Annotated in this window: 16 protein-coding genes; 10 read left to right on the plus strand and 6 right to left on the minus strand. The window is 65.6% G+C overall.

The window, feature by feature from the left end:
- Nucleotide 1 precedes the first annotated feature (1 nt).
- Together KZZ07_RS20110 and ndk are read right to left on the minus strand one after the other, a co-directional pair.
- On the minus strand, nt 2-589 hold the full coding sequence (locus tag KZZ07_RS20110; protein ID WP_219516715.1) for a hypothetical protein: 588 nt from the start codon (nt 587-589) through the stop codon (nt 2-4).
- Between the two features lie 122 nt (nt 590-711).
- Nucleotides 712-1,134 carry a nucleoside-diphosphate kinase gene (ndk, locus tag KZZ07_RS20115; protein WP_043143476.1) on the minus strand — a complete coding sequence of 141 codons (423 nt, stop codon included), beginning with the start codon at nt 1,132-1,134 and terminating at the stop codon, nt 712-714.
- A 182-nt stretch (nt 1,135-1,316) separates the two neighbouring features.
- On the opposite strand from ndk, the gene KZZ07_RS20120 reads away from it, so the two are divergent.
- Together KZZ07_RS20120 and KZZ07_RS20125 are read left to right on the plus strand one after the other, a co-directional pair.
- Nucleotides 1,317-3,170, plus strand: coding sequence for an ABC-F family ATP-binding cassette domain-containing protein (locus KZZ07_RS20120; RefSeq protein WP_219516716.1), 1,854 nt, complete (start codon nt 1,317-1,319; stop codon nt 3,168-3,170).
- Nucleotides 3,171-3,203: 33 nt separating this feature from the next.
- The gene (locus tag KZZ07_RS20125; RefSeq protein ID WP_219516717.1) at nt 3,204-4,127 is read left to right on the plus strand and encodes an HNH endonuclease; all 924 of its coding nucleotides are present in this window, start codon (nt 3,204-3,206) and stop codon (nt 4,125-4,127) included.
- 6 nt (nt 4,128-4,133) lie between these two features.
- Here KZZ07_RS20125 and KZZ07_RS20130 read toward each other — a convergent pair whose 3' ends face one another.
- Nucleotides 4,134-5,711, minus strand: coding sequence for an oleate hydratase (locus tag KZZ07_RS20130; protein WP_219516718.1), 1,578 nt, complete (start codon nt 5,709-5,711; stop codon nt 4,134-4,136).
- A 114-nt stretch (nt 5,712-5,825) separates the two neighbouring features.
- On the opposite strand from KZZ07_RS20130, the gene KZZ07_RS20135 reads away from it, so the two are divergent.
- Together KZZ07_RS20135 and KZZ07_RS20140 are read left to right on the plus strand one after the other, a co-directional pair.
- Nucleotides 5,826-6,446: a MarC family protein gene (locus tag KZZ07_RS20135; RefSeq protein WP_219516719.1), complete on the plus strand. Its 621-nt coding sequence runs from the start codon at nt 5,826-5,828 to the stop codon at nt 6,444-6,446.
- Nucleotides 6,447-6,505: 59 nt separating this feature from the next.
- Nucleotides 6,506-7,087 (plus strand): TIGR02281 family clan AA aspartic protease, encoded by a 582-nt coding sequence (locus KZZ07_RS20140; RefSeq protein WP_219516720.1) that lies wholly within the window; start codon nt 6,506-6,508, stop codon nt 7,085-7,087.
- Between the two features lie 6 nt (nt 7,088-7,093).
- Here the strand turns inward: KZZ07_RS20140 and KZZ07_RS20145 are convergent, their stop codons facing one another.
- The gene (locus KZZ07_RS20145) at nt 7,094-7,552 is read right to left on the minus strand and encodes a DNA polymerase III subunit chi (RefSeq protein ID WP_219516721.1); all 459 of its coding nucleotides are present in this window, start codon (nt 7,550-7,552) and stop codon (nt 7,094-7,096) included.
- Nucleotides 7,553-7,681: 129 nt separating this feature from the next.
- Complete coding sequence (locus tag KZZ07_RS20150; RefSeq protein ID WP_219516724.1) at nt 7,682-9,145, minus strand: leucyl aminopeptidase; 1,464 nt, start codon at nt 9,143-9,145, stop codon at nt 7,682-7,684.
- Nucleotides 9,146-9,280: 135 nt separating this feature from the next.
- Here KZZ07_RS20150 and lptF point away from each other — a divergent pair, with 135 nt between their 5' ends.
- From lptF to rsmA, 6 genes are all read left to right on the plus strand, one after another.
- Nucleotides 9,281-10,417, plus strand: coding sequence for an LPS export ABC transporter permease LptF (gene lptF / locus KZZ07_RS20155; protein WP_219516726.1), 1,137 nt, complete (start codon nt 9,281-9,283; stop codon nt 10,415-10,417).
- Complete coding sequence (lptG, locus tag KZZ07_RS20160) at nt 10,414-11,508, plus strand: LPS export ABC transporter permease LptG (protein WP_219516727.1); 1,095 nt, start codon at nt 10,414-10,416, stop codon at nt 11,506-11,508. The genes lptF and lptG overlap by 4 nt, the downstream gene beginning before the upstream one ends.
- A complete protein-coding gene (locus KZZ07_RS20165) occupies nt 11,505-13,676 on the plus strand; it encodes an LPS-assembly protein LptD (RefSeq protein WP_219516729.1) in 2,172 nt (723 codons plus the stop codon). The genes lptG and KZZ07_RS20165 overlap by 4 nt, the downstream gene beginning before the upstream one ends.
- Entirely contained in the window at nt 13,664-14,887 is a 1,224-nt protein-coding gene (locus KZZ07_RS20170; RefSeq protein ID WP_219516730.1) for a peptidylprolyl isomerase, read from the plus strand. Before KZZ07_RS20165 ends, KZZ07_RS20170 begins: the two co-directional genes overlap by 13 nt.
- Nucleotides 14,884-15,840: a 4-hydroxythreonine-4-phosphate dehydrogenase PdxA gene (gene pdxA / locus KZZ07_RS20175; RefSeq protein WP_219516731.1), complete on the plus strand. Its 957-nt coding sequence runs from the start codon at nt 14,884-14,886 to the stop codon at nt 15,838-15,840. Before KZZ07_RS20170 ends, pdxA begins: the two co-directional genes overlap by 4 nt.
- Nucleotides 15,841-15,904: 64 nt before the next feature.
- Complete coding sequence (rsmA, locus tag KZZ07_RS20180; RefSeq protein WP_219516732.1) at nt 15,905-16,747, plus strand: 16S rRNA (adenine(1518)-N(6)/adenine(1519)-N(6))-dimethyltransferase RsmA; 843 nt, start codon at nt 15,905-15,907, stop codon at nt 16,745-16,747.
- 17 nt (nt 16,748-16,764) lie between these two features.
- Here the strand turns inward: rsmA and KZZ07_RS20185 are convergent, their stop codons facing one another.
- The gene (locus tag KZZ07_RS20185) at nt 16,765-17,544 is read right to left on the minus strand and encodes a DUF4167 domain-containing protein (protein ID WP_219516733.1); all 780 of its coding nucleotides are present in this window, start codon (nt 17,542-17,544) and stop codon (nt 16,765-16,767) included.
- Between the last annotated feature and the right edge of the window lie 25 nt (nt 17,545-17,569).

Here is a 17,569-nt window from a genome sequence, read left to right on the forward strand (position 1 = left end):
TTCAGACGTCCATCTCGTTCCATCGGGCCTGGCAGTCCTTCATCAGCGCATGGACCTTTTCGGCCTCCGCGATGTGCTTGAACCCGGTTTCGACACATTGCGTGCTGTCGCCCTTCTGCACGACGCGGGTGTCAAAGATCACCGAGGGCGGTTCGGTCTTGTGCAACTCGATCTTGCGTCCCGGGTGCAGCCAGTAGTCCCGCAGCTTGCGCCCCTTGATCAATCCCACCGTGGCGATAAAGGCGCGGCGGTCGGTCAGCGTGTACCAAGTCCTTCGGTGCTTCCACCGAAGCGAGAGCAACCCAGCCCCCAGGAACACGACCAGCCCCCCGACTAAGGCCATGACGGGCATCAGCGCGCCCACACCCTGACCCGAGTCCAGCCAATCCGTCACCGGGGTGTACAGAAAGGCCGCGAAGATGAAGCCCAGCACCAGGAAGGTTCCGACCCCCTTGCCCTCCAGCCACTTCCCGGCGTCTGGCCGCCCTTGCCAAAGGATTTCTTCCCCCTCTTCGAGAATCCCGGTCCAGCCGTCACGCGCCGCCATGATCGCCTTGCCTTCCTCCGCCATTGGCACGGTCTGTTGCATGTCATCACCTCGGCCAGTGTGAGGATCCGTGCCCTCGGCGCAACCCGTCGCCCGCGAAAACGAAAAATGCCGCCCCCGGAGCTCCCGGAGACGGCATCGCACTGTCAGATCTGCGTGACGGCTTAGCCGACCAGTTCGAGACCCGAGAAGAAGAAGGCGATCTCTTCCTTGGCGGTTTCCGGCGCGTCCGAGCCGTGGACCGAGTTTTCACCGACCGATTCCGCGAACTCGGCGCGGATGGTGCCCGGTGCGGCATCGGCGGGGTTGGTCGCGCCCATGACTTCACGGTTCTTCAGGATGGCGCCTTCGCCTTCCAGCACCTGCACGACCACCGGTTCGGAAGCCATGAATTCGCACAGCTCGTCGTAGAACGGACGCTCGGCGTGCACGGCGTAGAACTGGCCGGCCTGCGCCTTGGTCAGCTGGATGCGCTTTTGCGCGATGATGCGCAGGCCCGCGTCTTCGAACTTGGCATTGATCTTGCCGGTCAGGTTGCGCTTGGTGGCGTCGGGCTTGATGATCGAAAGGGTGCGTTCGGTGGCCATGTCTGTCTTCCTCGCGTTTCGGGGCCGGTTCGCCCGGCCGAATTCTGCGCTGGCGCCTAGCACGCCCCCCGCATCTTGAAAAGCCCTGTCATGGATCTGCGGCCAAGGCGGACAGCGGCCTTGCACAGCCCTCCCCAAGACGGGCTCTGGCTCCTTCCCGCAGCCTCTGCTACAGCCCCGCCATGCTCAGGATCGACTGCATCTCCTATTCCGTCGAGGGCCGCCCGCTCTTCGAGGACGCCTCCGCCACCATCCCCGAGGGCCACAAGGTCGGCCTCGTCGGTCCCAACGGTGCGGGTAAGACAACGCTCTTTCGCCTGATCCGGGGCGAACTGACGCTGGACAATGGCGAAATCTCCCTGCCCAGCCGCGCCCGCATCGGCGGCGTCAGCCAGGAGGTCCCCTCGTCCGAGACCTCGCTGATCGACACGGTGCTGGAGGCCGATACAGAACGCGCCTCCCTGATGGCCGAGGCGGAAACCGCCACCGACGCGCACCGTATCGCCGAGGTCCAGACCCGTCTGGCCGATATCGACGCCTGGAGCGCCGAGGCCCGCGCCTCGACCATCCTGCGCGGCCTAGGCTTTGACGACGCGCAGCAGAAACAACCCTGCTCTGCCTTTTCGGGCGGCTGGCGGATGCGCGTGGCGCTGGCGGGTGTGCTCTTTGCCCAGCCCGACTTGCTGCTGCTCGACGAACCGACGAACTACCTCGATCTCGAAGGCGCGCTCTGGCTCGAATCCTACCTGGCCAGATACCCGCACACGGTCATCGTGATTTCCCACGACCGGGGCCTTCTGAACCGCGCCGTGGGCAGCATCCTGCACCTCGAGGACCGCAAGCTGACCTATTACGGCACGCCCTATGACGGCTTTGCCAAGCTGCGCGCTGAAAAACGCGCCCAGGCCGCCGCAATGGCGAAAAAGCAGGACCAGCGCCGCGCCCACCTGCAAAGCTTTGTCGACCGCTTCCGCGCCAAGGCGTCGAAGGCGAAACAGGCCCAGTCCCGCCTCAAGATGATCGAGCGCATGGACATGATCACCGCCCCCGAGGACGCCGCCAAGCGCGTCTTCACCTTTGCCCAGCCCGACGAGCTCTCGCCCCCGATCATAAACATCGAAGGCGGCGTGACCGGCTATGACGGCAAGCCGGTGCTCAGCCGCCTGAACCTGCGCATCGACCAGGACGACCGCATCGCCCTGCTGGGCAAGAACGGTCAGGGCAAGTCGACCCTGTCGAAACTGCTGTCCGACCGCCTGCCGCTGATGGACGGCCGGATGAGCCGTTCGTCCAAGCTGCGCATCGGCTATTTCGCCCAGCACCAGGTGGACGAACTGCACCTCGACGAAACGCCGATCCAGCACCTGCAACGGGAACGCCCCGGCACGCCACCCGCGAAACTGCGCGCGAAACTGGCCAGCTTCGGCCTGATGGCCGCGCAGGCGGAAACCGTGGTCGGGCGCCTGTCGGGCGGACAAAAGGCGCGACTCTCGCTGCTGCTGGCGACGCTGGACGCGCCGCACCTGCTGATCCTCGATGAACCGACCAACCACCTGGACATCGAAAGCCGCGAGGCGCTGGTCGAGGCGCTGACCGCCTATTCCGGCGCGGTGATCCTGGTCAGCCACGACATGCACCTCTTGTCGATGGTGGCCGACCGGCTGTGGCTGGTGGGCGATGGCACCGTCAAACCCTACGAGGAAGATCTCGACACCTATCGCGCCATGCTACTGTCGCGCGACACCCCTGCGAAACCGGCCAAGCCCGTCGAAAAGCCGAAACGCCCCTCGCGCGATCAGATCCTTGACCTGCGCGCCGAGGTCCGCAAATGCGAGGACCGGGTCGGCAAGCTGGAAGAGATGCGCGAGAAGCTGGCGAAAAAACTGGCGGATCCCACGCTCTACGAGGACAGCCGCCTGGGTGAGCTGGAGACCTGGAACAAGAAATACGCCGAGGTCATGGACGGGCTGCACAAGGCCGAGGGCCTCTGGGAAAAGGCGATCGAAAAGCTGGATACGGCGGAAAGCGCTGCTTAGCCATTTGCTGGTACCTTGTGGGGGAGCTTGCCAATGGAATGCAGAATTCACCGCGTTGTCGGGAATGATTGTCACTGGACCCGTCCCAGTCCCGGTCGTTTTGGCAAAGACGGATTTGGTGATTATGTCAAACAGAACGGTTTTGGCCATGAGGATTGGAATTTCGATCTGAGTTTGGCGAGGGACGGCTTTCACTACGGGTATACTTCGGCCACGCCTCCGCGAGACCAGATCGGCAGGCCCCTTAACCTCGTTTTGGCGACCTGCGAGGGCAGGAAATGGCAAGCCGTCGGATGTTATCTCGGCGCACGATTCGTCGAAGGCGTCCGTCAAGATCCCGATGTCTTGGCCCGCAAACGTCAAGATGTCGAAGCGCTGCCAGGGTCTTCGCGTTTGACAGGCCCTGAAATCGAACAGGCGCTGACGGTCGAGCCTTTCCTGATCCGCGTTGCCACGAAAGACATCCGTATCTTCACACACCCTGTTCCGCTGCCAGATGTCATGATGCACAACAGGTGGCGTTTTCGGACCAGCTATCCGATGGATGAAGGCGAGTTTCAGGCAATCCTTGAAACAAGCGATTTGTATGAACGCCAGAGGCCAAAAAGAAGTGATGATTCCGGGCTCTACGAGGAAGGGCAATTGCTCGAAGCCACACACCGACACCGCGAGCGAAATCAAAGGCTTGTCGCAGAATTTAAGAGGAGCCTTTCATCGTTCGACTGCTCCTGCTGCGGGTTCTCCTTCGGAGCCGCCTATGGCGAGATCGGCGAGGCCTACATAGAAGCCCATCACACCAAGCGCGTTTCCGACATGAAGCCTGGCGAGAAAACCCGGGTCGAAGTCCTGGTCGCGGTTTGCGCCAATTGCCACCGCATGATTCACAGCAGGATTCCGATGCTTTCCCCCGACGACCTCAGGGCGATGGTCCTGAACCACACCCAACGCAACACCTGACCGCCGTCAGCCCCCCATCAGCACCCGCGCTGCCCGGATCAGGACCATCGGATCCAGGTCCGTGCGCGCCACCGGCGGCGGCGGATCGGTGCGGCCCGTCAGCGCCGCCACCGCCGTCCGGGCCGAGCGCACCGAGTATTCCACCGTGAATACGCAATCGCGTGGCAATTCGCAGAACTGCCCGATCACCGCGAAATTCCGCGCGCCGGGCGGGCGCACATCAGGCCTGTCGCCGGTATGGCGCGGCATGAACTGGCTGGTGATGAAAGGCATCCGGCACACGCGCACCCGGGCATCGTCGAACCAGTGCCGCTGCGCCTCGGTCAGCCGCAACTGGCCAGACATCTCCTGCAGGATCTCCTCGCCGCTACAGCGCCACATCGGTTTTTGAACGAAGTCGCCGTCGCGGTCGCCGCGCAGCCCATATCCCCAGAGCGTGTAGGTGCCGTGTTTCTGTCCCCGGAAATGCGGCTGGTGGAACAGCACGAAGGACAGGGTCCAGCCCGAGTCGGCAAAGGTTATCAGCCCGCCGGTCCCGGTCCGGTTGCCGGTGAAATCCTCCATGAATTCAAAGAAATCCGGACCGTCCAGCGTCACGGTAAAGGAATGCCAGGCCGTCTTGCCGGTATCGGTGCAAAAGGCCTCCGGCCGGCCCAGCCCCTCGTGCCGCGCCGCCAGGGCGCGCCAGAGCCGCCAGGCCCCGCCCTCTTGGTCGTCCAGCGAGGGCGCACTGCCCCGGTCCCCCAGCACCGAGGCATCGGTCATCGAGCCCAGCGTCATGTAGACCCGGTCGCTGTCCGAAACCGCGACCCGCACGCCATCGGCCAATACCAGCGCCGTCACCGCGCGGCCCTGCCGCGTGCCCTCGATCTCGACATCCGCCACTTGTTCCCCTGTCCGCACCGTCACACCCCGGTCACGCAGCCAGTCGATGATCGGCGCGATCAGCGAGTCGTACTGGTTGTAGCGCGTGCGCAGGATGTCCTCGATCCGCGTGAACCCCGGGAAAAGATGGATGAATCGGCGCAGGTATCGGCGCATCTCGCCTGCCGAATGCCAAGGCTGGAAGGAAAACATGGTCGACCACATCATCCAGAAGTTGCTGTCGAAGAACCCGGCTGAGAACCAGTCGTCGATCCGGCGTTCCCCTAACCCCGCCTCGCGGTGCAGTATCAGGCGGTTGATGTCGATGACACCCTCTGCGCTGAGCGTCAGTTCAAGCCTGTCCTCGGCCGGTTTGCCCCCGCGCACGAGGCGGCAGTTGGAAGACCCCGGCACCATGCGGTTGAAGGCCAGGATATCCTCGGTGACGCTGACCCTCGGGTCATCCGTCGAGGGGATACCGTCCAGCAGATCGAAGGTGCAGGCGAAATGCTCCTCGAACATGCGCCCACCGCGGATCAGGTAGCCCCCGGCGGCATCCCCCGCCCCGTCGAGCGAGCCGCCCGCCACGTCCAGCTGTTCGTAGATGCGGATATCCTTGCCGCTGACCCCGGCGTCGCGCAGCAGGAAAACCGCCACCGCGAGCCCCGCGATACCGCCGCCCATAATGTGATGCCGTGCCTCTTGCGTTCCGTCTGTCATCGCCGCACCTCCCCGATCCGTGGCCGCGATTTTAGGCGGGGCGGTCGCCGACCGCCTTGAGCCGGATCAACCGGGGGCTGGACAGGATCGCGCCCGGCGGGTAGCCCAGATCGCATGGACACCGCCTTTCTCATCAGCGCCTTTGTCACCGTCTTCGTGGTGATCGACCCCATCGGGCTGACGCCGATGTTCATCGCGCTGACCCAGGGGGCGGATGCGCAGCACCGGCGCGCGGTCGCCTATCGCGCCTGCATCATCGCCTTTGGCCTGCTGACGATCTTTGCCTTCCTCGGCGAGGCGGTGCTGGGCTTCATCGGGATTTCCATGCCCGCCTTCCGAATCGCGGGCGGCATCCTGCTGTTCATCACCGCGCTGGACATGCTGTTCGAGCGCCGTACCAAGCGGCGCGAGGACAAGGCCGACGAGGAAGAATTCCCCGACCCTTCGGTCTTTCCGCTTGCCATTCCCCTGATCGCCGGTCCAGGCGCCATCGCCTCTATGATCCTGCTGGCGGGCGCGGCAAAGGATGCGCTGGAGATGGCCGGGGTGTTGGGCGTCATGGCCGCCGTCCTGCTGCTGGTGCTGCTGCTGTTCCTGACCGCGGGCGTGATCGAACGTGCCTTGGGCCGTGTCGGGATCAACGTGGTCACGCGCCTGCTGGGGATGCTGCTGGCCGCGCTGTCTGTGCAATTCGTGCTGGACGGTCTGCGCAATTTCGGGCTTGCCCCGGTCTGACCCTGTAACTTGGCCCCGGAATACCTATCTTTCTCGGGCAGACTCACCGGAGGCCAGCCATGTCGGGCAACCAGATCGGAAATCTCATCTATCTTGTGTTGCTGGGCAGCGTGATCGCGGGCTGGTTCTTTGTCCAGAACCGGAACAACCTGAACAAAACCCTGCAATACATGGCTGCCTGGGCGCTAATCTTTGTCGGCGTCGTTGCGATCTACGGGCTCTGGCAGGACATCCGCCAGACCGTGCAGCCGCAACAGATGGTGACCGCCAGCGAGGGCCGGATCGAACTGCCCCGCGCGCCTGACGGGCATTACTACATCAACCTTCAGGTCAACGGCGCCCCGGTGCGTTTCGTCGTCGATACCGGCGCAACCTCGATGGTGCTGACACAGGACGCGGCCCGGCGCGCGGGAATAGACATGGACGGCCTGCATTTCCTGACAGAGGCGATGACCGCCAACGGCGTGGTGCGCACGGCACGGGTGACGCTGGACGAGGTGGCCCTTGGCCCCTTCACCGATAGCCGCGTGCCGGCCTATGTGAACGGCGGGGAAATGCAGAATTCTCTCTTGGGGATGAGCTATCTGAACCTGTACCACAGCCTTCAGATCACCGGCGGCAAACTGGTCCTGCAGCGTTAGGCGCGCTCAGCTTTCGGCCTTCTTCTCCCAGCGGCCCGATTCCTCGGACCAGTACTGCGCCTTGCAGCCCGCGCCCGTCAGGCTGCGCCACTGGTCGCGGGCGCGTTGCAGTGCGGCCCCGTCGTGGCCGTCGAAGAGAACACAGACCCGGTCCAGGGCTGTGACCTCGTCCGGCGCCACCTCGGCCCCGTCGATGCACATCAGGCAGCCGGGGTCATTGGTGGCCTCGGCATCCAGCGTCAGCAGCACCGGTTGATCCGCGTCATGCGGACCGCCCGCCAGACCATGCGGCAGGAACCCTTCTTCCGGTCCCAGCCAGAGCTTCTGGTCCAGCCAGTCCATCCTTTGCGCCTGCGTGCCGCGCACAGAAACACGCCAGCCGCGGGCCAGCGATTTTTCCAGCAAATCCGGCAGAACCGCCTCCAGCGGGCGGCGGGTCAGGTGATAGAAGAACGCCTCTCCCATGCGGGTGCTCCGGGTTGCGGACCGGAGGAAGGGGGCGCTGCCCCCGTCTGCCAAGGGCAGACTCCCCCGAAGTATTTTCGGCCCAAAGAAACAGCGCGCCCGTCAAACAGGGACAGGCGCGCCACGCGTTCAGCTCTCGAAACGGTCACGCACCAGACGGTCGAGCGCCATCACGCCCCAGCCGGTCGCACCCTTGGGCGACAGATCCGTGTCCTTGCTGACCTGGGCCACGCCCGCAATGTCGAGGTGGATCCAGGGCGTACCCTCCTGGACAAACCGCTGCAGGAACTGCGCCGCGGTGATCGCACCCGCCGGGCGGCCCCCGACGTTCTTGATGTCGGCCTTCTGGCTCTTCAGCATGTCGTCATAGGCCTGGCCCAGCGGCAGGCGCCAGGCCCCCTCGCCCTCTGTCGCCGCAGCCTTGAGGAAATCGCCCGCCAGCCCGTCGTCGTTGGAAAAGACGCCGGCGTTCTCGTTGCCCAGGGCAACGATGCAGGCGCCGGTCAGCGTGGCCAGGTCGATCATCGCCGCCGGTTTCTCGGCTTCCTGCGCGTGCCACATCACGTCGGCCAGCACCAGGCGGCCTTCGGCATCGGTGTTGATGACCTCGATCGTGTCGCCCTTCATCGAGGTGACGATGTCGCCGGGGCGCTGCGCCATGTGCGAGGGCATGTTCTCGACCAGGCCGACCATGCCGACCACATGCGCCTTGGCCTTGCGCAGCGCCAGCGCCTTCATCACGCCGGACACGGTGCCCGCACCGCCCATGTCCATCGTCATGTCCTCCATGCCCTGCGCGGGCTTGAGGCTGATGCCGCCGGTGTCAAAGACAACGCCCTTGCCGATCAGCGCCAGCGGCGCGCCCTCGGCCCCCTTCCAGCGCATGGTCACGACCTTGGACGGCATGGCAGAGCCCATGCCGACGCCCAGCAGCGCGCCCATCCCCAGCTTTTCCAGCTGGTCCTCCTCCAGCACCTCGACCTCCAGCCCGATTTCGCGCAGAGCCTCCAGCCGGGCGGCAAATTCGACGGTGGTCAGCACGTTGGCCGGTTCCGAGACCAGGTCGCGGGTAAAGGCGATGCCCTCGGCCACGGCGCGGGCGGCGACAAACGCGGCCTCGGCCTCATCGGGGGCCTTGACCATCATCAGCGCGGCAGCGGGCACCTCGGCGGGGGTGGCCTTGCGCGCGGTGAAGGCATAGCCACGCAGGGCCAGCCCCAATGCGATCTCCTCGGGCAGGCGCGTGACCTCGACAAGCGCGGTCAGCGCCGATTTGTCCGCCGCCTTGGCCATCGTGGCCCCGGCCTTGCGCGCCTCCACCACCGAGGGGCGGCGGGCCAGCTTGACGATCTCGACACCTTCGGCGGCCAGTCCGGCGGGCCAGGCCAGGCTCAGCGCCTCGCCGGCGGAAAGCTTGCCCCAGGCCTCGCTTTCGACCGCGCGCCCCAGCGCCCCCTTGGTCAGGCGGTTCAGGCGCCGCGCGCCGGGGCTGAGCGTGCCTTCGGGTGTGACGAGGACGGCAAGACGCCCCTCCGCCTGCTCGAGCCCGTCCAGGGCCACCTCGGCAAAGCTGATCGCGCGCAGATCGGTCATGGGTCGTTTTCTCCTGAGCTGAGTTCCGCCAAGAGAGGTAACGCCGCCCGCCCCGGTTGACCAGAGCCACCTTTCCCAATTCCGTACGATGGGGTAGCGTGCCGCCATTGGGACGGGTCTGGGGGGACCAAGCCTTTGCAGAGATTCGACAGATATGTCCTGTCGCAACTGATGGTGGTGTTCGGCTTTTTCGCCCTAGTCCTTGTGGCTGTGTATTGGGTGAACAAGGCCGTTGCGGTCTTTGACCAGTTGGTTTCAGACGGCCATTCGGTGCGCGTGGTGATGGAGTTCACCGCCCTGTCCCTGCCGGCGGTGATCGCCCAGGTGCTGCCATTGGCCAGTTTCGCGGCAGCGGTCTATGTCACCAACCGGCTGAGTTCGGACAGCGAACTGACGGTGGTGCAGGCAACCGGCTATTCCCCCTGGCGGCTGGCGCGACCTGTGCTGATCTTTGGACTGACCGTGGCACTGATGATGTCGGTTCTGACGCATCTTCTGGTGCCGAAATCGCTGGAACAACTGCGCATCCGGGAAAAGGCGCTTTCCGGCTCTGTCAGCGCACGGCTCCTGCGCGACGGCGTCTTCCTGCACCCGGTGGACGGAGTGACCTTCTACATCCGCGACATCACGGAGCAAGGAGAGTTGCGCGATGTTGTTCTGTCGGACCGGCGCACGCCCGGGCGCGACGTGACCTACACCTCGGAACAGGCCTATCTGATCAACGATGACGAAGGACCTAAGCTGGTCATGCTCTCAGGCATGGCGCAGACGATGGACCTGGAAAGCCGCCGCCTTTCGACCACGAATTTCACCGATCTTGTCTACGATGTCTCGGACCTGGTGGTCGCAGGGCGGCCGAACAGGCGACAGCTGAACTACATGCCCACCTGGGAGCTGATCACCCAGCCCGTCGCAGCCGCCGAAGAGGCACGAGACCCGCCCGGCGAAGCGGCCGAGGAAGGCCACCTGCGGTTCCAGCTTGCGTTGCTGGTGATGATCGCCCCGCTGATCGGCTACGCGGCGCTGATGGTCGGCGGGTTCTCGCGCTTCGGCGTGACCCGGCAGATCGTCTTTGCCATCGGTTTGCTGGTGCTGGTCAAACTGGTCGAAAGCCTGGTAACGGACCCGGTGCGCGCCGACCTCACGCTCTGGCCGCTGGTCTACCTGCCCAGTGTCATCGGGCTGTTTGTGGTCTGGGTCCTGCTCTGGCAGGCGTCGCGGACCCATCGGCCCCGGCGCAGGCGCGCAGCGGTGCAGGAGGCCACCGCATGACACTGCATTTCTACTTTGCCCGACGCTATCTCTGGATGTTCCTGATGATCTTCGGGATCTTTGCCCTGTTCCAGGGCCTGCTGGACCTGATCGAGGAAATGCGCCGTTTCGACGACAGCGTCAGCTTTGGCCAGGTGGTCCAGGTGACGCTGATGAAACTGCCCAGTGGCGTCTATGAAATCGTGCCGCTGGTGATGATCCTTTCGACCGTCGCGCTGTTCATTGGCCTTGCGCGCTCTTCGGAGCTGGTGGTCACGCGGGCCAGTGGTCGGTCCGGCGTGACCGCATTGATGGCGCCCGCGGTGGTGGCCCTGCTGATCGGCGGGCTGGTGGTCGGACTGCTGAATCCCATCGTCTCTGCCACGTCGAAACGCTACACCGAATTGCGCGAAACCTATGAAAACGGCAGCGCCTCGGCGCTGTCCATCGGCCCCGAGGGGCTGTGGCTGCGCCAGGGCGGCGACGAGGGTCAGGCAGTGATACACGCCGCCCGCGCCAATGCCGAGGCGACCAGGCTCTTTGACGTCTCCATCGTGGTCTATGCCCCGGGGGGTGGTCCTGCGACCCGCATTCAGGCCGATCGCGCGCGCCTGTCGGATGGTTTCTGGGTGCTGAACGATGCCAAGGCCTGGCCGCTGACCGCGGGCCTGAACCCCGAGTCCGGCGCCAAGCTGCACGACGAGTTGCGCCTGCCCTCGACCCTGACCCAGGACAGCATCCGCGACCGGTTCGGCAAACCTTCGGCGGTGGCGATCTGGGATCTGCCCGCCTTTATCCAGGGCCTTGAATCCTCTGGGTTTTCCGCGCGCCGCTACATCGTCTGGATGCACATGGAATTGTCGCGCCCGCTGTTTCTGGTGGCGATGACCCTGATCGGTGCGGCCTTTACCATGCGGCCCACGCGCCTCGGCCGGACGGGAATTGCAATCCTCTCGGCGGTCCTGCTTGGATTCGGTCTCTATTATGTGCGAAGTTTCGCCCAGATCATGGGGGAAAACGGTCAACTGGCACCACTTGTTGCTGCCTGGGTGCCACCGGTTGCATCCGTTCTCCTTGCAATGGGGTTGGTCTTGCATATGGAGGACGGATGACACGCGTGCTGACATGCCTGGCCCGTCTCCTTGCGGCCCTCACCTTTCTGGCCCTGCCCGCCAGCGCCCAGGACAGCGGCGATGACGCGGCCGACCCGGCGATGCTGGTCGCGGACGCGGTCTATGTCGAGGCCGACAGCCGGCTTGTGGCCACAGGCAACGTCGAGGCCTTCCACGACGGGTTGCGGCTGACGGCAGAGCGCATCGTCTACGACCAGAGCACCGACCAGCTGAAGATTGACGGGCCGATCCGGATCATCGACGCGGACGGCAATGTCATCACCGCCACCTATGCCGAAATGGACCAGGGGTTTCGCAACGGGCTGTTGGCCGGGGCGCGCATGGTGCTGGACCAGCAATTGCAGCTGGCCTCTGTCGAGGCGCGACGGGTGGAGGGCCGTTTCACCCAACTGAGCCGCGTCGCCGTCACCTCCTGCCAGGTCTGCGGCAAGAACCGCGTGCCGCTGTGGCAGATCCGCGCCTCCCGCGTGGTGCATGACCAACTGGAACGCCAGCTTTATTTCGACAACGCACAGTTGCGCGTGCTGGACGTACCGGTCTTTTACTTTCCCAGGCTGCGGCTGCCCGACCCGACGCTGGAGCGGGCCCGCGGCTTTCTGATCCCGACCATCCACAGCAGCACGCTGTTGGGGTTCGGCATCAAGACGCCCTATTTCATCCCGATCGGGCGCCATCAGGACATCACCCTGACACCCTACCTGTCGCCAAAGACGCGCACGCTGGAATTCCGCTATCGGCGGGCCTTTCGCAGCGGTCGGCTGACGCTCTTGGGCGGGCTGACCTCGGATACGCTGATGGAGGACAGCCTGCGGGGATACCTTTTTGCCAACGGCAATTTCCGGCTTCCGCGGGACTACAAGCTGTCCTTCAACCTCAAGTCGATTTCGGATGACGCCTATCTCTACGACTACGATCTCGACGACAAGGACAGGCTGGCCAGCGACCTGTCTCTGTCCCGGATCAAGTACGACAGTTTCATGCAAACCAGTGTCCGGAACTACCAGACGCTGCGCGATTTCGAGAGCAATTCGACCCAGCCGCGCTTTATTGCCGACTACCGGCTGGAGCGCCGGTTCTTTCCGGGACTGTTGGGCGGAGAGCTTCGCCTCGCGGCGGAAGCCCACGGCCACCTGCGCCAGTCCAAGAACGATACCGACGGCCCCGATGCCGACAGTGATATCGACGGTCGCGACGTGACCCGCATCAACGCCGAGATGAGCTGGCGCAACCGCTGGACCCTGCCGGGCGGCATCCGCGCGGGCCTGTCGACGCACCTCTGGGTCGATCACTACCTGACCGAGCAGGACGTGACCTCGGACGCCGAGGTCAGCCGCGCCATCCCCGGCATCGCGGCGGAATTCCGCTATCCGATGCAGCGCCAGGGGGCCGCTGGCGGGCGCACCCTGCTGGAGCCGGTACTGCAGTTCGGCTGGGTCGGCGGAGAGAGGCTACGCAACCCCAATGACGAAAGCACGCGAGTCGAATTCGACGAGGCCAACCTGCTGACCCTGTCACGCTTTCCTGCCAGCGACCGCCGCGAACACGGCGCAACGCTCGCCGCCGGGATGCGCTGGCTGCACCAGGCGCCGGACGGGTGGTCCGCCGCGCTGACCTTCGGCAAGATCTGGCGCGAATCCGCCGATACGGATTTCTCGCGCTCTTCCGGGCTGACGGGCACCTCGTCGGACCTGCTGATCGCCGGGCGCTTTTCCAATCCGCTGGGGCTGACGCTTTCGGCGCGCGGTCTGCTGGACCATGACGGCAGCTTTTCCAAGGCCGAGGCACGTGCGGGCTGGTCCAACACCCGCATGGATCTGGGCGCCTCCTACCTGCTGCTGGTCACGGATCCGGATGAGGACCGCGACCGGACACAGTCGGAATGGACCTTCGATGGCCGCTACCAGCTGAACCGTCACTGGTCCACCTCCAGCGAGGCCCGCTACGATCTGGCGGACCAGCGGGTTGACCGGGTCGGGCTTGGGCTGCAATACCGCAACGAATGCATCCAGGTGGATTTCCGGGTGAAGCGGGACTACGCCTCTTCCTCCGTTGTCGAACCATCCACCGATTTCGATCTGACCATCGCGCTGACAGGGTTCGGCGCCGGCAACAGTGGCAAGGAGTACCGCCGCACATGTTCGTTCTGACCCGTCTGCTTGCACCGTTTGTCGCGGCCCTGACGATTGCCCTGGCCCCTGTTCCGCTGGCTGCTCAAAACCTCTTTGGCCCGGCGATCCAGGTCAACGACAGCGTCATCACCAACTACGAGCTGCAGCAGCGCAAGCGCATGCTGCAGGTCCTGCGCGCCCCGGGCAACCTGGACAAGCTGGCCCGCGAACAGCTGGTCGATGACCGGCTGCGCCTGCAGGCGGCGCATGACAACGGCATCCGTCCGACCGACGAGGAAATCCTGGACGGCATGGCGGAATTCGCGGGTCGGGCCGACATGACCCGCGAACAGTTCGTCGCCGCGCTTGGCGCCGAAGGCGTCGCCGAACAGACCTTCCGCGACTTCGTGCAGTCCGGTCTCAGCTGGCGCCAGCTGGTGCAGGCGCGTTTCGGCGCCCGCGCCACCGTCTCCGAGGACGAAATCGACCGCGCCTTGTCGCAGCAGGGCACCGGCAGCACCGTGCGCGTGCTGCTGTCCGAGATCATCATGCCGGTCCCTCCCGGCGAGGAAGAGGTGGTGCGTGCCCGCGCCGAGCGGATTGCCCAGATCAAGAGCTTTGGCGCCTTCGCCGCCGAGGCACGTCAGTATTCCGCGACCGCCACCCGACAGGACGGCGGCCGCCTGCCCTGGCGCGACCTGTCCGAGCTGCCGCCGCCGCTGCAACCGCTGCTGCTGGGCCTTGCACCGGGCGAAGTGACCGACCCGATCCCGCTGGACGGCGCCATCGCACTGTTCCAGCTGCGTGACGTCCAGGAAACCGGCTATACCCCGGCCAAGGTCAGCGCCGTGGAATACGCCGCCTACTACATGCCCGGCGGGCGCTCGGCCGAGACGCTGGCCAAGGCGCGCGAGATCGCGGGCCGCGTCGACCGGTGTGACGACCTTTACGGCGTAGCCAAGGGACAGCCGCCAGAGGTGCTGGAACGCGGCACACTGCCGGTGGAGGAATTGCCGACCGATATCGCCCTGGAATTGTCCAAGCTGGACCCGGGCGAGGTCTCGACCGCCCTGACCCGCTCCGGCGGTCAGACGCTGGTCTTCCTGATGCTCTGCGGCCGCTCCGCCGAAATCCAGGAAGACGTGGACCGCACCCAGATCACCGTGGGCCTGCGCAACCAGCGGCTGGCGAAACTGGCCGACGGCTACCTGTCGCAGCTGCGCGCCGACGCCCTCATCGTCGAGAAATGAGTCTTCCTGTCGCGCTGAGCTGTGGCGAACCGGCGGGCATCGGCCCGGAACTGGCCGAAGCGGCCTGGAAGACCCTGGGCACGGATCTGCCGTTCTTCTGGATCGGCGATCCGGCCCATCTACCCGGACAGGTGCCGCATGTCGTGCTGGACGATCCCGCCCAGGCGGTGGCGCGTTGCGCCGAGGGCCTGCCTGTCTGGCCGATCGAGATGCCCGGCCCCCGCGTGCCGGGCGCGCCGCAGGCGGATCATGCGGCAGGCGTGATCCGGGCCATCGAGGAAGGTGTGCGGCTGGTCCAGTCCGGCGCGGCTTCGGCGCTCTGCACCCTGCCCATTCACAAGCAGGCCCTGGCAGAGGGCGCCGGGTTTTCCTTTCCCGGTCATACCGAGTTCCTGGCCCATCTCGCCGGCGCGGAAGAGGTTGTCATGATGCTGGCCTCGGACCGGCTGCGCGTTGTGCCGGTGACGATCCATATCGCTATCGCCGATGTGCCCGCTGCCCTGACGCCCGACCTGCTGGACCGCCGCATCCGCATCACCCATCAGGCCCTGGTCACGCAGTTCGGCATCGCCAAGCCGCGCCTGGCCGTTGCCGGGCTGAACCCCCACGCGGGCGAAGGCGGGCGGATGGGGACCGAGGACGCGGCGCTGATCGCCCCCGTGCTGGACCGCTTGCGGGCCGAGGGCATGGACCTGCGCGGCCCCCTGCCCGCCGACACCATGTTCCACGAACGCGCCCGCGCGGGCTATGACGCGGCGATCTGCATGTACCACGATCAGGCGCTGATCCCGATCAAGACTCTGGATTTCGACGAGGGTGTGAACGTCACGCTGGGCCTGCCTTTCGTGCGCACCTCGCCCGATCATGGCACCGCCTTCGACATCGCGGGCAAGGGGCTGGCCAATCCGTCCTCGACGCTGGCGGCGCTGCGCATGGCGGCACGTCTGGCATGAAGGGGGCTTTGCCGCCTCGGCCTGCGGCCTTCACCCCCAGAGGTATTTGGACCAAGAAGACGCCATGAGCCGGATCGACGACCTTCCCCCGCTGCGCGAGGTGATCGCGCAGCACCAGCTTTCGGCGCGCAAGTCGCTGGGGCAGAACTTTCTTCTGGACCTGAACCTGACGGCGCGGATCGCGCGGGTGGCGGGCGACCTGAGCGAAACGGATGTTCTGGAGGTCGGCCCCGGCCCCGGCGGGCTGACCCGTGGCCTGTTGGCCGAAGGCGCGCGCAAGGTGCTGGCGGTGGAAAAGGACCGCCGCTGTCTGCCCGCGCTGGCGGAGATCGCCGCAGCCTATCCCGGGCGGTTGGAGGTGATCGAGGGTGACGCGCTGGAGATCGATCCATCCCAGCATCTGGCCGCGCCCTACGCGATCTGCGCCAACCTGCCCTACAACGTCGGCACGGAACTGCTGGTGCGCTGGCTGACGCCGCGCGATTGGCCGCCGGCCTGGAAATCACTGACGCTGATGTTCCAGAAGGAAGTGGCCGAACGCATCGTGGCCGAGCCGGGATCGAAGGCCTATGGCCGCCTTGCCCTGCTGGCGCAATGGCGCTGCGAGGCGCGCATCGCTCTGACGCTGCCGCCCGAGGCCTTTACCCCGCCACCCAAGGTGAGCTCTGCCGTGGTGCATCTGACCGCCCTGCCCGCGCCGCGGTTCGAGGCGGATGCGAAGGTTCTGGAACGGGTGGTGGCCGCGGCCTTCAACCAGCGGCGCAAGATGCTGCGCGCGGCCCTGAAGGGCCTGTCACCGCAGATCGAGGATCACCTGGCCGCTGCCGGGATCGCGCCCACGGAACGCGCCGAGCGCGTTCCGCTGGAAGCTTTCTGCGCACTGGCCCGCAGCCTCGCCGCGGGCTGAGCGCACCTACGCCGGTTTTACTCGGCGGCGTCCGGGGCCGAGCTGTCGCCCTCTGCCGGGGTGCTTGCGGCGGGGGCCTCATCGGCCTCTGCGGCTTTCGGCTCGGGCTTTTTGCGGGGTTTGCGCGGCGCACGCGGCTTCTTGGGCTTTTCCTCGGCCTTGGCAGGCGCCTCGGCGGCGGGGGCCGCCTCTTCCGGTGCCTTTGCGGCCTCGGGGTCACCGGCGGGTTCCTTGGCCGGGGTCTTCACCTCGGGCTGTGCCTCGGCACGCGACTCGGGTGTGTCGACCAGGCCGGGCCCGTCATCCTCGGCTCCGAAATCGACCACGTCGGCGTCCATCGAGGCGGTTTCGGGCTGTTTCTGGGGGGCGCGTTCCTTGCGGGCGGGCCTATCGGCCTTTTCCGGCTTGTCCGTGCGTTCCAGCCTGTCGGATTTCTCGGGTCGGTCGCTTTTCTCGGCCTCGCCCCCGTCGCGCGGCTGGCGGTCACGGTCGCGCTGCGCCTGGCGTTCGCGGTTTTCCCGTTCCTGCTGCTCGCGGCGCTGCTCCTGTTCGCGCTGCGCCTCTCCCAGCATCCGGAGGTAATGTTCGGCGTGCTGCTGAAAGTTCTCGGTTGCCACGCGATCGTTGCCAAGGGCGGAGTCGCGGGCCAATTGATTGTACTTGTCTATGATCTGCTGCGGTGTACCGCGCACCTTGCCCTCGGGACCATTGCTGTCAAACACACGGTTGACGACGTTGCCCAGCGAGTTGCGGTTGCGGTTGTTCTTGTTCCGCGAGCGGGATTTGGAAGAACGCATGTTGTCTGGTTTCCAGCCTTATTTC

This window comes from Mameliella sp. CS4 (genome assembly GCF_019392335.1).
Lineage (GTDB): Bacteria > Pseudomonadota > Alphaproteobacteria > Rhodobacterales > Rhodobacteraceae > Antarctobacter.

Coding starts and splice junctions, on each gene's coding strand:
- KZZ07_RS20110 (WP_219516715.1), bottom strand. CDS start 589: ATGCAACAGACCGTGCCAATGGCGGAGGAAGGCAAGGCGATCATGGCG.
- ndk (WP_043143476.1), bottom strand. CDS start 1,134: ATGGCCACCGAACGCACCCTTTCGATCATCAAGCCCGACGCCACCAAG.
- KZZ07_RS20120 (WP_219516716.1), top strand. CDS start 1,317: ATGCTCAGGATCGACTGCATCTCCTATTCCGTCGAGGGCCGCCCGCTC.
- KZZ07_RS20125 (WP_219516717.1), top strand. CDS start 3,204: ATGGAATGCAGAATTCACCGCGTTGTCGGGAATGATTGTCACTGGACC.
- KZZ07_RS20130 (WP_219516718.1), bottom strand. CDS start 5,711: ATGACAGACGGAACGCAAGAGGCACGGCATCACATTATGGGCGGCGGT.
- KZZ07_RS20135 (WP_219516719.1), top strand. CDS start 5,826: ATGGACACCGCCTTTCTCATCAGCGCCTTTGTCACCGTCTTCGTGGTG.
- KZZ07_RS20140 (WP_219516720.1), top strand. CDS start 6,506: ATGTCGGGCAACCAGATCGGAAATCTCATCTATCTTGTGTTGCTGGGC.
- KZZ07_RS20145 (WP_219516721.1), bottom strand. CDS start 7,552: ATGGGAGAGGCGTTCTTCTATCACCTGACCCGCCGCCCGCTGGAGGCG.
- KZZ07_RS20150 (WP_219516724.1), bottom strand. CDS start 9,145: ATGACCGATCTGCGCGCGATCAGCTTTGCCGAGGTGGCCCTGGACGGG.
- lptG (WP_219516727.1), top strand. CDS start 10,414: ATGACACTGCATTTCTACTTTGCCCGACGCTATCTCTGGATGTTCCTG.
- KZZ07_RS20165 (WP_219516729.1), top strand. CDS start 11,505: ATGACACGCGTGCTGACATGCCTGGCCCGTCTCCTTGCGGCCCTCACC.
- KZZ07_RS20170 (WP_219516730.1), top strand. CDS start 13,664: ATGTTCGTTCTGACCCGTCTGCTTGCACCGTTTGTCGCGGCCCTGACG.
- pdxA (WP_219516731.1), top strand. CDS start 14,884: ATGAGTCTTCCTGTCGCGCTGAGCTGTGGCGAACCGGCGGGCATCGGC.
- rsmA (WP_219516732.1), top strand. CDS start 15,905: ATGAGCCGGATCGACGACCTTCCCCCGCTGCGCGAGGTGATCGCGCAG.
- KZZ07_RS20185 (WP_219516733.1), bottom strand. CDS start 17,544: ATGCGTTCTTCCAAATCCCGCTCGCGGAACAAGAACAACCGCAACCGC.